This is a genomic window from Corynebacterium sp. NML140438 (assembly GCF_001875725.1).
In the GTDB taxonomy this organism is placed as follows: Bacteria; Actinomycetota; Actinomycetes; order Mycobacteriales; family Mycobacteriaceae; genus Corynebacterium.
Genome location: NZ_MLCQ01000010.1, coordinates 77,946 through 93,147, shown reverse-complemented (window position 1 = coordinate 93,147; position 15,202 = coordinate 77,946). Strand labels below are relative to the sequence as shown.

12 protein-coding genes are annotated in these 15,202 nt (G+C 63.0%); 3 read left to right on the top strand and 9 right to left on the bottom strand.

Going from position 1 to position 15,202, the window contains the following annotated elements:
• Positions 1-4: 4 nt before the first annotated feature.
• Positions 5-301, bottom strand: coding sequence for a hypothetical protein (locus BJP08_RS02075; protein WP_071568026.1), 297 nt, complete (start codon positions 299-301; stop codon positions 5-7).
• A 570-nt stretch (positions 302-871) separates the two neighbouring features.
• Here BJP08_RS02075 and BJP08_RS02070 point away from each other — a divergent pair.
• The 3 genes from BJP08_RS02070 (at position 872) to BJP08_RS02060 (ending at position 4,423) form a co-directional block, all read left to right on the top strand.
• Positions 872-2,113, top strand: a complete 1,242-nt coding sequence (locus BJP08_RS02070; RefSeq protein ID WP_071568025.1) for a Fic family protein — start codon at positions 872-874, stop codon at positions 2,111-2,113.
• Between the two features lie 118 nt (positions 2,114-2,231).
• Positions 2,232-3,464, top strand: coding sequence for an MFS transporter (locus tag BJP08_RS02065; RefSeq protein ID WP_071568024.1), 1,233 nt, complete (start codon positions 2,232-2,234; stop codon positions 3,462-3,464).
• Between the two features lie 302 nt (positions 3,465-3,766).
• Positions 3,767-4,423, top strand: a complete 657-nt coding sequence (locus BJP08_RS02060; protein ID WP_071568023.1) for a rhomboid family intramembrane serine protease — start codon at positions 3,767-3,769, stop codon at positions 4,421-4,423.
• Between the two features lie 288 nt (positions 4,424-4,711).
• On the opposite strand, the gene BJP08_RS02055 is transcribed toward BJP08_RS02060, so the two are convergent.
• The 8 genes from BJP08_RS02055 to BJP08_RS02020 form a co-directional block, all read right to left on the bottom strand.
• Positions 4,712-6,115: a hypothetical protein gene (locus BJP08_RS02055; RefSeq protein WP_071568022.1), complete on the bottom strand. Its 1,404-nt coding sequence runs from the start codon at positions 6,113-6,115 to the stop codon at positions 4,712-4,714.
• Between the two features lie 532 nt (positions 6,116-6,647).
• On the bottom strand, positions 6,648-6,917 hold the full coding sequence (gene crgA, locus BJP08_RS02050; RefSeq protein WP_070363346.1) for a cell division protein CrgA: 270 nt from the start codon (positions 6,915-6,917) through the stop codon (positions 6,648-6,650).
• A gap of 52 nt (positions 6,918-6,969) precedes the next feature.
• Positions 6,970-9,006, bottom strand: a complete 2,037-nt coding sequence (pknB, locus tag BJP08_RS02045; protein WP_071568021.1) for a Stk1 family PASTA domain-containing Ser/Thr kinase — start codon at positions 9,004-9,006, stop codon at positions 6,970-6,972.
• A complete protein-coding gene (locus BJP08_RS02040) occupies positions 9,007-10,548 on the bottom strand; it encodes a serine/threonine-protein kinase (RefSeq protein WP_071568020.1) in 1,542 nt (513 codons plus the stop codon).
• Positions 10,545-12,002: a penicillin-binding transpeptidase domain-containing protein gene (locus BJP08_RS02035; RefSeq protein ID WP_071568019.1), complete on the bottom strand. Its 1,458-nt coding sequence runs from the start codon at positions 12,000-12,002 to the stop codon at positions 10,545-10,547. The genes BJP08_RS02040 and BJP08_RS02035 overlap by 4 nt, the downstream gene beginning before the upstream one ends.
• Positions 11,999-13,351, bottom strand: coding sequence for an FtsW/RodA/SpoVE family cell cycle protein (locus BJP08_RS02030; protein ID WP_071568018.1), 1,353 nt, complete (start codon positions 13,349-13,351; stop codon positions 11,999-12,001). The genes BJP08_RS02035 and BJP08_RS02030 overlap by 4 nt, the downstream gene beginning before the upstream one ends.
• Positions 13,352-13,353: 2 nt before the next feature.
• Positions 13,354-14,742, bottom strand: coding sequence for a PP2C family serine/threonine-protein phosphatase (locus tag BJP08_RS02025; RefSeq protein WP_071568017.1), 1,389 nt, complete (start codon positions 14,740-14,742; stop codon positions 13,354-13,356).
• The gene (locus tag BJP08_RS02020) at positions 14,739-15,194 is read right to left on the bottom strand and encodes an FHA domain-containing protein (protein ID WP_070363634.1); all 456 of its coding nucleotides are present in this window, start codon (positions 15,192-15,194) and stop codon (positions 14,739-14,741) included. Before BJP08_RS02020 ends, BJP08_RS02025 begins: the two co-directional genes overlap by 4 nt.
• Positions 15,195-15,202 lie beyond the last annotated feature (8 nt).

The window sequence follows — 15,202 nt, the reverse complement described above, 5'->3', positions numbered from 1 at the left end:
GCTTCTAAATCTCACATAGCCATTCAAATAATTCCTGAGTCGCAGCATCAGCGCCTCCTGGATAGTCTGCGTCCAGCAAGTGTCTGGTCTCGTCGAAAATGTGGGTAGCGATTGCTTCCTTTTGTTCCCTTGAGGCGTTCTTTTTCAGCTCATCAAGAGGTACTTTCAACTCGACTGGAGGGTTCGTGCTCATAGAAAAAGAGCGCTTATCATCTGAATACACGCGCACGTAACATGCTGTGAGGGTTGATTCCAACACGACGTTTCCGAAAATCAGCATGGTCAACTTCTTCTCAATCATGCCCCCAAAGTAGCGGTAGATAGCGCCTGCGGTTCATGTGGCACCTCTCGTCGGCGGTCGAGGAAGTCCTCACGCGGTTCTGAAGCCCAGGACCGGATCACGAAACATATAGCTAACCTCTGACCAGGGTTTTTGGTAGAGGGCGCCTTTGTGGGTTGCACCAAATTCCCGTTTCTGAGCAGCCCGATTTGTAAAAGACCAGGTCGGCGAGCGCGCGTGAGGGAATTTGGTGCAGCTCACGTTTGAAACGGGGAACTTTTTCACGGCTGAGCCCCGAAACCACCATCCGCCAAACGCATTTCGCCAGGTCGCACGTCCGTCGGCTTGAAATAGTTCCCAAGCTGCCTGATCATCGTGACCGGGTTTGAAATGACGCTGGATCAAAAGCGTCCCAAATTCCGTCTACCTGGGATTTCATCACGCCTGTAGTTGAATAGCCGCGCGGAACAGAAGATAGTAGCCTCCCGGGGCGGGGCTATCTTTTAAAAACCGCGATTTCTATAAGATAGGTGCGTATCGAGCAACACCTAAGTTCTGCTTTTCCAGACTTTCAGAAGATTGAGGGGCAACATGGCATACCGACCATTGAAAACCGTGTTTCACCAGCACGACGCGAAAACCGTCGACCATGAACACCGGTCTCGCCTGCAGCTACCTTCAACGCTTCGTTTCTCCTACCCGGTAGGGGAGCACGACTTGTTTGTCGTAGTCACCAGGGAGCTCGCGACGAAGATGGAGCAAGTGTGGCGTAATGAACTTGTCCTCGCAGAATTGTGGATTAATCTGCCAGGAGCAGCGCGCCACCACTACGTCTATTCGCTGTTGATTGATGAGATCCAAGCATCCAACCAAATTGAAAACATTCACTCAACCAGGCATGAGATCGGCGAAGCACTCGAAGCGGCTCGTCGAAACAACGGGTCGGGGATAGCGAGGAAGCGGTTTCAGGAGATGGCGAGCGCGTACATGGCGCTCTTCCAATCGGACGAACCTGTGAAGCTTCCTAACACATTGCGTAGTGTGCGCGAGCTGTATGACTCGTTGCTAGGCGACGAGATCGGCGAAGACGACACGCTGGACGGTGAACTCTTCAGAAAGTCGCCCGTCAGCATTTATGACTATGGCAGTGCAGAACCCGTCCACCGCGGCGCCACTGACGAGGCCGAGATCAACCAGCGCGTAGGGACCATGCTGCTGATTCACGACCTATACGACGGCCCCGAGCTTGTCTTAGCGTTTATTGAGCATTTCATGCTCGAACACACGCACCCTTTCTACGACGGTAATGGACGCTTCGGCAGATTCTTGCTGGCACTGCGCTTAGGTAACCTGCTTTCGACGCCAACCGCACTGTCGCTCTCAAGCGGAATTATGAAGGAGAAGAGCGCATATTACGCTGCGTTTATCAACGCTGAGCACCCGATGAATAGAGGAGAGGGGACCTTCTTTGTTGAATCAATGGTGCAAACGCTGTTGCATGCTCAGGAAGAACGTCTGGTCTTCCTTACTCAAAAATCCGACGAGCTTCGCCGACTCGCCGAGGTCTACAAAGCATGGAAGAACGACAACCCGGAAAAGCTGACATACTACGAGCGGCAGACGCTGTTTCTGCTCGGGCAAGTGCACCTGCTCGGCCCAAGAAGTGGTGCAAGTTGGGACGAAATTGCGAACTACCAGAAGCGATCGAAGCAGACCGTGCGCCCAGCGTTGGACTCCCTCGAAGGGCGGGGACTCATCGAACGGCTCAGTGCGAAGCCGCTAGTAGTCGGGCTTGCCGAGGCGGGACAGAGGCTGCTCGGGCTGGATTCATAGTCGCCGGTAGCGGAGCCATCGTCGAAAAGTTGGACCCCTGGTAAGGCGCGATTTGGTCATACCTGATCCGAGGAGCAATATATTCGTGCTACTAATCGGACAACGTGAAGAACTAATTATGACTCAACAATTTCATCCGCGCGCATGGTTCCCCGTCGCAGGCAGCATGGTTGCTGTCGCGTGGGGCGGCAACGAGTTCACCCCGCTGCTCGTGATGTACCGCGAAACCTCCCACTTTTCGCAGGTCACCGTCAATGGGCTGCTCGCCGCCTACGTGCTGGGCATCATCCCTGCGCTGCTGATCAGCGGCCCGCTGTCCGACCACATTGGACGACGCCCCACCATGCTCCCAGCCGCGCCGCTGTCGCTCGCGGGGTCCTTCCTGCTGTCCATTGCCCCGAACGAACCGCTGGTGATCGCCGCCGGCCGAGTCCTCTGCGGGCTCGCGCTTGGCATCGTGATGGCGGTGGGCTCCACGTGGGTCTCGGAGTTGATTGTGAAGTCGGGTGGGGACCCGGCGTCGGGGCCGCGGAAGGCGTCGATGTGCCTGACCGTTGGCTTTCTGATCGGCGCGGCGCTCGCCTCGGTGCTGGCGCAGTGGGGCCCGTGGCCCACGCACACCGCGTACGTGCTGCACATCCTGCTCACCCTCGGCACCGCCTACTGGCTGCTCAACACTCCGGAAACCCGCCCACCACGACTGGGCACCGTGAAGGAAACCTTCCTTGAACTGCGCGTTCGCGACATGCTCGAGATGCTGCACATCCCATCCGCCGCGCACCGCCGCTTCGTGCGCATCGTCGTGCCGGTCGCCCCGTGGGTGTTCGGCTGTGCCGGCGCCGCGTACGCCCTGCTGCCGCAGCTGCTGTCCAGCTCGGCACACGACATGCCGATTGCGTTCTCCGGCTTCATGACGGTCGTGACCCTCGGGTGCGGCGTCGGCATCCAGATGCTCGGTCGTGTCATCGACACGAGCAGGTCAGCCCGCGCGTCCGCCGTCGCGATGGGCGTAATCACCGTTGGTTGCGCCCTCGCCGCCGAAGCGTCCCGGTCGCTGTCGCTGCCAATCGGCGTTGCGGCCGCCGCCACGATGGGCGCCGGTTACGGCCTGGCCCTGGTCGCCGGACTTTCCGAGGTCCAACGCATCGCCAACGCCGACGAGCTCGCCGGCCTGACCGCCGTCTACTACTCGGTGTCCTACACCGGATTCTTCATCCCGATGGTCTTCAGTGCCGCCGCTCCCGTCGTGGGTTTCACCACTCTGTTCGTCATCGGCACCATACTTGCCATGTGCTGCCTGATCAACGTGGTCCTCGGCTGGCGAGCCCACCTGCCCGGCCCGACCTGGTAAGCGGCGCTGGCGCTTTTGGTGCCTGCCAGGCTCACCTCCGAAATAGTTCCCGCGACCCGGGAACTATTTTGCGTTTCAGGCCCGTTCCCGTCGACCAACGCTGACGTTTCACCAGGTCGTGACGCATGTCCACAAAGATTGTTCCCAATCCCGGCGTGATGCGGGGAACTATTCTCGGGCCGCTCAGTTTGACGCTTATCCTGAAATATCTACAAATATGTGCCCAGATGTGAAAAATCAGATACGGGCACGTCTTTCACACAATTTCGCGATACCCCCAGGCCGCCCCGTACCGTAGCCGTATGCAATTCGTTCGCTCACTCTTCCGCGGCGCGCCGGCAACCGCGCTGATCACCGTCGTCTGCCTGGGCGTGTTCGTGATTACGGCGCTCCAGTCGCATTCGATCAGCAACGTGGTGTGGGGCTCCAGCCTCGCCGAGAACATGGTGCTCTTCGGCCCATTTATCGACGCCCCTTCCGCCACCCTCCGCACCCTCCTTGCAGGCTTTTTGCATGTGGATATCTCCCACGTCGCCGTGAACATGATCACGTTGGCGTTGTTGGGCCCGCAGTTGGAGCGACGCCTGGGTACTGGGCCGTATTCGCTGCTGTATGCGGCGGGCGTGTTGGGGTCGTCGGCGTCGGTGTTGGAGTGGAACTACGACGTGCCCACGGCCGGCGCGTCCGGCGCCCTCTACATGCTGATGGGCGTGTTGCTCGCGTTGTCGATGCGCCAGAAGGTCAACGTCCGGGCGCCGTTGGCGCTGGTCGGCGCGAATCTTGCTTTCTCGGTGCTGTCCCCGGGTATCAGTCTGTGGGGGCACCTTGGCGGTTTGGTGGTGGGCCTGTTGGCGGGCTGGCCTGTGACGTCGGTGAAGAAGCGCGTCAGGTGGCTCGCGTCCGCTCTTGCGGCCGTAGCGGCTGTGGCTGCTGTGGCGTTTGTGATTGGTGTTGCCTAGTTTTTCACACGTTATCCCCAAGTTTGTACACCGGTGGAGAACTCCACAGAGTTGTCCACATTGTGGATAAACACAACCGTGTAATTCCTAGAATATCGCTAGAACATGTCAGCGATTCACAACAAAAAACGCCTGGCGAATGGGCATCATTGCAGCTCATTACGCCAGGCGCTCGATGTGCGAATAGGTTGTGCACAGAGTTATCCACAGGTGTGGATAACGGTCCTCTCCACAGAACCATCCACAACCTGTGGATAACTTGGCACTACGAATTACACACAATGCTCCCTAGAAGGTGCCCTTCAGCCAGCGGCCGAAGTCGGACACGGTCACGTCCCGGGAGTCGACGTTCTGGTCGTTCCACTGGGACACGTCACCGGCCAGGCGGCTGGTCTGGGTGACTGTCATGTAGTTGTGCAGGCGGCCTTCCTTGGTCTTGCCGTCGCCGAAGCTGAACGCGCCGAGCAGCATGTCATCGCCAGCGTTGACCGGGTTGGACAGCGTCACCTCGAAGATGCGCGCGCCCTTCTTGGCGTTGTAGCCGAGGTCACGGATGTGCGAGCCGTTCGCGCTAGTCGTGGTGATCAGGCGGTCCACACCCTTCGGGCCGGACTCGGTACGCACCTCAACGCGGAACGTCAGCGCCGGGAACTCCGCCCAGTAGCGCTCGGTGCCCACGTTCTTCACGCGCAGCGCCACGGACCCAGCAAAGCCGGAAGCTTTCCAGGAGCTCGTCGTGAAGTATGGCACCAGGTCGAGCGCAGGTGCCTCCGCATTATCGACGACCTCTTCGATCTCAGTGTTCTCCTCCGACGTCGCCTCATCCGACTCCTCATCGGTGATCACCGCGGCGGTCTCGCCGTCGATTTCCACGTTGGTCACATTGGCTTCATCGTTGTCGTCGATGGTGGTGACGTCGTCAAGATTCTCACCCTCGGTGATCTTCTGAACATCCTCGTTGTACGCCGGGTTCGGGTTCTCCACCGTATCGGTGACCTGCGCGCCGCGGTTCGGTGCCCACGAACCTGCAGGTGTGGAGTAGTTCTTCACACGAACCTCGTTCTTGATCGGCATGTTGGCCACCCACGCGGTCGGCGTCGCCCACGTGCCGTTCGGGCGGCAGCGCTGCTGCGTGCCCGTCATGGTGACGGTGCGGAAGCCGTACGTCGCTTCGCCCGTGTTGCCCGCCGGAACCTCGTACGGCCCGATCTTCTGGCCCACGTTCCAGCTCAAGCTTCCCGACACCGACCAGCCCAGCATCTTTGCCAGCGAGTAGCCGATGTTGCCCTGCAGCCCATCCTTCGAGCCCGACCCACCAATGTTGATCGTCTCAGTCTTCGACCCATTTACCGACGCCGAAATCGTCTGCGTGCGCGCCAGGTCCTGCGTCAGCGGGATGGTGTTCTTGGTCAGGTTCGTCGTCGAAATCGTGCCGACCGGCAGGAAGTTGTCCTTCACCTTGTACACGATGGTCCGGTAGTCCTCAGTGGAGTTGCACACCGGGCGCGGGTTGAGGATGTTCGCCTTCAAGTGGTCCGATCCCCTGTAGGTGTGGATGATCGGCAGCGCATCATTGGTCGCTGGGGTTTCGGGGTACGACTCCTCAAGCGTCTGAGCCGTGGCTGGGGTCAGCGTGCCGGCAGCTAATGCCAAGGTCGCTACAACGCCCGTCATGGAACGAATAAACCGCATGACTATACCTTTCATAAGGTGACAATAGTAAAATAGCAGGTCAGAGGCTTTCTGGCCCTATTTCATATGTACACCTTCACCCCACGGATTGTTCAACAATCCACCCCCGTGCCACCCCGCTACCGAACACCTGTGGGGAACCTGCACGGCGTTCAGCGCCTGGCAACGGCTGGGTCATCCGCACGGCCATGTACGCCGGGCGCGGATACGCGCTGGGCAAGGCGTGAGTTCGGTTCTGGCTGATCGCCCCCTCCCGCCCCGAAAAAGTTCCCCGGCTCACGGCGATCCCGGGACCTTTCTTCGTGGACAAACGTCGCCATCTGGGGGAACGCAGCAGCCGGTCGACCGGAGCAGGCCCTTCACGCCAAATAGTTCCCGGACGCGGGAACTATTTCAACGAGCGTACGATCTGAGCTGGGGAAACGAGGCTGCAGGCACCGCCACAGCACCGCCGAAACCCAAAAGGTAGTAACGGGATGGTTAGGAGCCACCATCCTGTTACTACCATCTACAAAAATCCGCCGGAATGCGGCTAGCGCCACCCCATGGTCATGAGCAGGCCGAGGATCATGCCTGCGAAGCCGATGCCGTAGTTCCACGGGCCGAGCTCCGCCAGGAACGTCAGCTGGTCGCCGGCGATGTAGTAGAAGATGATCCAGCCGAGGCCGAGCAGCATCAGGCCGAACATGATGGTCTTGTACCAGATCGGGGTGCCGCCGGTGTTGATTTTGACCGGGGTGCGGGAGACACCGGTTGGGGTGGATACGGGGCGGTGGTCCTTGGTGATTTTTGCCTTTGGCATTGTGTCAGTCCTTTTCAAGCAAGTGCGGTGGCGTTTCCAGCTGTCAGGTGTTTTACCTTAGCAGGCGTTCGGCGTTGAACTGCCAGAGGTTGTAGCCGATGGCGGCGTCGCGGCGGACGGTATCGCCCGCGGCGATTTCTTGGTGTCCGATGAGTCCGTTGTCGACGAGGGCGCCGGTCGGGACGGTTGGTCCTTCGACGAGGCGTCCGCTCCAGCCGGCGTCGCGTAGGGTTTTGTCGGCGTCGGCTGGTTTCATGCGGGTGATGTTCGGCATGGTCATGAGCATGCCGTTGGAGACCCGCACTTCGACGGTGGTGCCCTTGGCGACTTCGGTGTTTTCGCCGGCGACGGCGATGACTTCGCCGTCCGGGCGTTCGGAGTCGACCTTGTTTACGGTGACTTGCAGCCCCATGGAGCCGAGGGTGGCGGACGCCTGGTTCACGTTGACGCCGGACAGCGACGGCACCTGGACCATTTCGGGGCCGTCGGACACGGTGACGGTCACCTTGGAGCCCTTGGAGATCTGGGTGCCGGCGGCTGGGTGCTGGCTGATGATCTCGCCCTTCGGCACGTCTTCACTCGCTTCTCGACGCAGCTCCGCATTCAGTTCCAGGTCGGCGTCTTCGAGGACCTTTGCGGCTTCTTGGGCGTCCATGTTCGTGACGTCGGGGACGTCGGTAAGTTCGCGCCCGGAGGAGACGGTGACGGTGACGAGCGTGCCTCGTTGGAGTTCGGAGCCGGCGATTGGGTTGGTGTCGATGACGTTGCCGCGCTTGACGTCGGGGCTGGGTTCGTCGGACACGGCGACCTGGAAGCCGAGGTTTTCGAGTTCGGCGACGGCTTCCGCGCGTGGCTTGTCGGCGAGGTCCGGGATGATGACCATTTGGGAGGTCTTGTTGGTTTCGCCGTTGGTGGGGGAGAAGTAGGAGTAGGCGAGCCAGCCGGAGGCGCCGATGATGGCGGCGCCGAGCCCGATGGCGAGCCACTTCATCCAGGTTGGGGTGGTGGTTTCGTGTTCGCGGCGGTGGGCTGCGTAGCGTCCGGCCGCCCCGGCGCCAGCGCCAGCGCCGACCGCACCGGCGGCGGCCTTTTCCGGCAGCTGCCCGACGGGCCGCTCGGGGCGCGGCGTGCGGCGTGGCGCGTTGCCCTGGACAGTTTCGGAGACCATGGTGGCGTCATCGACGGGTTCGGGTTCGGGTTCGGGGGCGGCGAGGTGGCTGCGGGCGGCGTTGGTCACGGCGCCGCGCTTGAGGAGTGCCAGGTCTTCGCCCATTTCGGTGGCTGTTTGGTAGCGGTCCGCCGGGTGCTTCGCCATCGCGGTGAGGATGACGCTGTCCAGGTTGACGGCCTCGTTGGGGGTCAGTTCGCGGTCGGCGGGGACGCGCTCGCTCGGTGGGATGGGGTCTTCTTGGACGTGCTGGTAGGCGACGGCGAAGGGGGATTCGCCTTCGAATGGCGGTTTGCCGGTGACGGCTTCGTACATGACGCAGCCGAGGGCGTAGATGTCGGAGCGGGCGTCGGCGGCTTTGCCGCGGGCCTGCTCGGGGGAGAGGTACTGCGCGGTGCCGATGACTGCGGAGGTTTGCGTCATGGCAGAGGTGGAGTCATCTAGCGCGCGGGCGATGCCGAAGTCCATCACCTTCACCTCTCCGGTGTTGGTGATCATGATGTTGGCCGGTTTGATGTCGCGGTGGATGATGCCGGCGTCGTGGCTGGCCTGCAGCGCGTGCGTGACGGGCAGCAGGAACGCGGCCGCTTTTTGGGGGCTTAAGGGGCCTTCCGCGCGTACGAGGTCCCGTAGGTTTTGCCCGGTGACGCGCTCCATGACGATGAAGGGGACGTCGACACCTGAGACTTCTTCGGTGCCTGTGTCGTAGACGGCGACGATGTTGGTGTGGTTGAGCCGCGCCGAGTTTTGGGCTTCTTTGCGGAAACGTTCGCGGAAGTTTTCGTCGCGCGCCATGTCGATTTTGAGCATTTTGACGGCGACGTCGCGCCCAAGCACCGTGTCGGTGGCTGCGTAGACGTCGCTCATGCCCCCGGTGCCGATGACGGCGCCGAGCTCGTAGCGGTTGGCGATCGTTGTCATTTACGCATTTCCTCCGAGGATGTTTGGCAGATTTTGCAAGTCTAGTTCACCGTTGCCGATTTCCCCACCGCCCGGCTGGGGGTTGGGGGCCTGCGTCGTGGGCGCCTCAGTATGTATCGACGTCCCCTCCGTCGGCTGTTGCTCCGGCGCGGATGGCCGACTGTGGGTCTGCCGTTGGGTCGACTGCGTTGGCGTTTCGTCTTCAATGGTGAGCGTGGCCGGGGCGCTGCTGTGCGTGCTGTGCTTGCTGTGCTCAGTGGGGGTGTCGGGCGCGTGCGTGGTCGGCTCCTCGACGGGTGCCTCGTAGGTGGGCGCGGTTTCCACGGTGGTGGTTTGGGTGACCACGCTTTGGCGTGGAGCGGTGCTGCTTGGTGTGCTGCCGCCGAGGGTGCCGTTGTTGAATGCCCAGGCCACGCCGCCGATGACGGCGAGGGTGATCACGCCGAGCACGATGCCGACCCAGTAGCCGGCGGTGCCGCGCTGCTTCCCAGGAACAGCAGCGTCAACGGGTGCCGGGGCAGGCCGCGCAGGCACCGCCGCGCGCGCCGGGGCCTGCGGCGGGACAGGTGGGCGGCGCCGCGGGGCGGCGGGCCGGGCCGTGGTCGGCCGGGACATGTCGGCGAGCATCTGGGTGGACGCGGTCGGGGAGGGCTCGATGGCGATGACGGCCGTCTCGCCACCCGGCTGCGTTGGGCGCATGCCCTGGCGGACCTGTTCGACGGCGAGCTGCATCTCGTTGCCGTCCCGGAATCGCTGGGTTGGGGTCTTGCGCAGGGCGATCTCGATGAGTTCGCGCGCCGGGGCGCTCACACTGATGGGGAGCGCGGGCGGCTCGGCGGAGACGTGCGCCAGCGCTACGGAGACGGAGGAGTCCCCGGTAAACGGGCGTTTCCCGGCGAGCATCTCGTAGCCGACGACGCCGAGCGAGTACACGTCGGACGCCGCCGTGACTTTCTTGCCTTGGGCCTGCTCGGGGGAGACGTACTGGGCGGTGCCCACGACCATCCCGGTGCGCGTCAGCGGCACGGCTGCCGCCGCTTTCGCGATGCCGAAGTCCGTAATCTTGATCTGCCCATTTTGGGTGATCATGAGGTTGCCGGGCTTGATGTCGCGGTGCACCAGCCCCATGCGGTGGATGACGGCCAGGCCGTGCGCGGCCTGTTCCAGCACGTCAAGGGCCATGTCTTCCTTGAGTTGGCCTTCGCGCGCGATGAGGTCGGCGAGGGATTCTCCGCGGATGTATTCCATGGCGATGAAGCACATGGGGAACCCGCCGTCGGCCTTCACCTCGCGGTAGTCGTAGGTGGCGACTACGTTGGGGGAGTTGATGCCCTCCGCGGAGTTGGCTTCGTTGCGGAAGCGGGTGAGGAATTCCTGGTTGGCGGTGAATTCGGGCCGCAGCACTTTGAGGGCTACTTCGCGTTCGTGGCGGACGTCGTCGGCAAGCCAGACGGTGGACATGCCGCCGTGCCCGATGATCCATTGCAGCTGGTAGTCGGGCCCGATGAGCTTCTGGAGTTCGTCTTTGTTTTCGTAGTTCATCGCGCGTTGGTTCCTTCCTCATCAGCTGGCGCTGCGGGTGCCGCGTAGAGCACCGCGCGCCCGAGTGGTGCGGAGACTTGCCCGCCGGTCGCCCCGGTGCCCAGGCCGCCACCATTCTTGACGACGACCCCCACCGCTACATCCTTCACTGGGTCGAAGGCGACGTACCAGGTGTGGGGTGCTGCGCCTTCGGCGTGTTCGGCGGTGCCGGTTTTGGAGGCGAAGCCGTTGCCGTCGTAGCCCCAGGTGTCGCGTTCGGAGCCGAACATGAGGTCCTTGATGGTGTTTGCTTCCTCGGGCGTGATGGAGTCCGAAAGCATGTGGGGTTTGGCGGTTTCGATTTCACGCAGGTCGGGGCTGAGGACGCGGTTGACCACGTAGGGCGCCATGCGGCGGCCCTCGTTGGCGACGGTGCCCGCCATGACGGCGGCCTGCAGCGCGGTCATGGTGACGTCGCGCTGCCCGATGGCGGACTGGCCGAGCTCGGCGTCGCCGGGCAGGTCGCCGAGCGAACCGGCCGCGGTGGGCATGCCGAGGTCGTACTGCTCGCCGATGCCGAATCCGTGTGCGGCTTCACGCAGCGCGTCGGCGCCGACGGCCATGCCCATCTGCACGAACGCCGTGTTGCAGGACAGGGCGAACGCGGTGCGCAGCGGCACCTGCCCGCCCCCGGCGCAGGCCTGGCCCGCGTAGTTGGTCAGGGGCACGTTCGTGCCCGGCAGGGTAATCGACGGCGCGCCGGTCAGCGGGGAATCCGGCGTGTAGCCGTTACGCAGCCCGGCCGCGGTGGTGACGATCTTGAAGATCGACCCCGGCGGCAGCTGGTCCTGCGTCGCGTGGTTGAGCAGCGGCTTGCCGGGGTTGTTGTTCACCTCGGCCCAAGCGCCCTCGGCGGTGTCAGGGTTGGAGATCGCGTTCGGGTCGTACGACGGCGTCGACGCCATCGCCAGCACCTGCCCGCTGGATGGGCGCAGCGCCACGATGGCGCCCTCGTAGTTGCGGTTCGAAAGCTGCTCGTACGCCAGGGCCTGCAGGTGCGGGTCAATACTCAGCTCGACTGAGTTGCCCACCACGTCTTGCTCCAGCCCGGTGCGCAGGAAGCGCGAGGACTTCCCGGAGCCCGCCCCGGTCAGCTGCCCGTTGTAGCCGGCCTCGATCTGGGAAGTTCCGTACTGGTCAGACACGTAGCCCAGTACCGGAGCAAACGACCACGGCATGTTCGGGTACGCGCGCTGGTAGGAGCCGTCCTCGAGCGGGTGGGACTCCGCCAGCACCTGCCCGCCGGCACTGATCTGGCCGCGGTTGATCTGGCGCAGCTCCACCACAGTGCGCGAGTTCAGCGGGTTCTGCGCGTACTTCTCCTCGCGGAAACCCTGCACGACGGTGAAGTTCACCAGCAGCGCAACAATCAGCAGCAGGGCAATGCCCGCGCCGTAGCGGATGGACTTGTTCATCGCGCGCTCACCGCCTCTGGTGCCTTCGCACCCATCGCCGAAGCATCAAACTCTGCCGGCTTGTTCGCCGCGTTCGAGATCCGCAGCAGCAGCGCCAGCAGCACGTAGTTCGCCATGATCGACGACCCACCAGCGGACATAAACGGCGTGGTCAGGCCGGTCATTGGGAGCATCGCGGAGATCCCCCCGGCGACCACGAAGATTTGGGTAGCGATGGTCGTCGCTAAGCCTGCGGCCAACAACTTGCCGAACGTGTCACTGACCTGCAGTGCCGCCGAGTAGCCGCGGGTGATGAAGATGGCGAACAGGCACAGCACGCTGGCCACGCCCACGAGCCCGAGCTCCTCACCAATCGCCGCCAGGATGTAATCCGAGTGCGCCACCGGCACCATCTCCGGGTGGCCGTAGCCCAACCCGGTGCCCGTCAGCCCACCCCAGGACAGTCCGAACAGCGCCTGCGACGGCTGGTAGCCCGTGGTGTCGAAGTTGGCCAGCGGGTCCATGAAGTTCGCCACGCGGTCCTGGATCTTCTCACTGACCTGGTACACCGCGTACCCACCGATGGCCACCAGTCCCGCGCCGATCACCAGCCAGGACGCACGCCCTGTGGCGAAGTACACCATGCCCAGCACCGTGGCGAAGAGCAGGAGGGCCGGGCCGAAGTCGTTCGACACCGCCATGATCGCAATCGCGATCGCCCACACCGCCAAAATTGGTGCCAGGTCGCGCAGGCGCGGGAAGCTCATCCCCAGCAGCGTCTTGCCCGCCACCGTAAACAGTGCGCGTTTCTGCGCCAACAGCTGGGCAAAGAACACCAGCAGCAGAATCTTGGAGAACTCACCCGGCTGGATCGAGAACGGGCCCAACCAGATCCAGATCCGCGCATCCGCGAACCCGGGCGGCTGCGGCCACACCAGCGGCAACGCCAACAGCACCAGGCCCAGCAGGCCCAGCAGGTAGGAATAGCGGGCCAGCGCCTTATGGTCGCGCACGATCACGAGCGTGCACACCATCAGCACCACACCCACCAGGGACCACATCACCTGGCGCTCCGCGAGCGGCGCGTACCCTGGGCGTTCCGCCAGATCAAGGCGGTAAATCACCACCAGGCCAATCGCGTTGAGCAGGGAGACCAGCGGCAGCAGCAGCTGGTCCGCGTACGGCGCCGCCAGCGAAATCGCCACGTGGGCAATCGCGTACACGCCCACGAACCCGCCGACCAGGTAGAGCATCTCCGTCGACATCGTGCGGCCCTGGCTCAGCTCCAGGCCAAACAACATCAGCAGCAACAACCCCGCCGAGCACAGCAGCAGCAACAGCTCCTTCGCACGCCGAAACACACGAGACATCGCTACTTCACCTCCCGGCACGCACCCTGCGGCGCGTCCTTCGCGGCATCATTATCGACGCACACCGGCAACGCCTCACCAGCCAACCGGTTCAGGATGCCCAGTACGTCGTCATACGTGCCGCCCTTGAAGTTCTCCACCGTGTTCATCTGGCTCTCCGGCAAATCATGCACGCCGAAGATCACGCAGTCCTGCGGCACCGAGTTCGACGACACAATCTGCAACTTGTTCTGCTCATTAATGCACGCCCGCTGAATCACCTCGCGGCGCGGCTCCGAAAACAACGACGTGCCGACGGCCCGCTCAATCGCAAAGTCGCCGTCGTCGCCGTCGGTGCCTAAAAAATAGCGGTCGTTGAGCCTATCGTTCGTCCACAACACCGCCGCCAGCGACAACATCAGCACAATCACCAACGCGGACAGCACCCACGGCCAAACGTTCACCTTGCGGCGAAACCGCTGGTCATCCTCCTCATCCGCCGTCGCGTCACCCGCGCCCGGCTGCGACCCATCACGGCCGCCCTCACGATTGTGGTTCGGCGGAATCGTCTCCGACTTCCGCATCAACGCCGCCGCCCTCGAGGCCGAGGAGTCCGGGTGCGTCGACTCGAACTCTGGCGCCAACGCGCCCGCCAACGCAGGGGCCGTCGGCAAGTCGGGGTGCTGCCCGCCGTCTTTGACCTCCACCACATCAGCGATGACCACCGTGATGTTGTCTGGCCCGCCCGAACGCAACGCCAACTCAATCAGCCGCTGCGCCGCCACCGACGGCGTGCCCTGCGCAAGCGCCTCCCCAATCGTCGACGCTGTCACCGGATCCGACAAGCCATCCGAGCACAACAGCACGCGATCCCCCGCACGGACCTGAACCATCTCCAGGTGCGGCTCCACAGGGTTGCCCGTGTACGCCTTCAAAATCAGGGACTTCTGCGGGTGACTCGACACGTCTTCCGGGTCCAGCTTCCCCTCGTTGACCAGGGATTGTACGAACGTATCGTCTTCGGTGAGCTGGCGAAGCTGGCCGTCGCGAAGCAAATAGCCGCGGGAATCACCCACGTGAATGAGGCCGAACTCGGCGCCGTTGAACATCAACGCCGTCAGCGTCGTGCCCATGCCCTCCTGCTCCGGGTGCTGCGCCACCGAACGCTCAATCGTCGCGTTCGCATCATCCGCAGCCGCCCCGAGCAACGCCAACATGTCGGCGTCCTCCGGATCCCGGTCGAGGTGCTCCATGTGGCTGACCATCAACTGCGACGCAACCTCGCCCGCCGCGTGGCCGCCCATCCCGTCCGCAAGCAGCAGCAGGTGCGGGCCCGCGTAGGCGGAGTCCTCATTGTTTCCACGCACCAGACCCTTGTCCGATGCCGCCACATAATTCAACCGCAGCGTCATGGCATCAACCTCACAATCGTGCGCCCCATCTTGATATTCGTCCCCACCGACACCCGCTCCGGCTGGTCAATGCGCATACCCTGCACAAAGGTGCCGTTGCGGGAGTCCAGGTCCTCAACAAACCAGTCGCTGCCGCGGCGGAACAGTCGCGCGTGCCGCGAGGACGCAAAATCGTCCCCAAGCTGGAAATCATTATCCGGCGAGCGGCCCAGCGTCACATGCTCCACACTCGCAATCTCCATGTGCGAGCCCTGCAGCGGCCCCTCAACGACCGCAATCTGCCGGACCTTCTCACGCGACTGCAGCGGTTTTCCCGCCTGCTTCACTTGTCGACGCCCAGCTCCACCCACCTCACGCACATTCTTCCGCTGCACCCACAACACCAGCAGAATGAACAGCCAGAGCAGCGCGAGCAGCCCGAAGCGTGCGCTCAGGATCACCGCGGAATCCAACAAAGGAA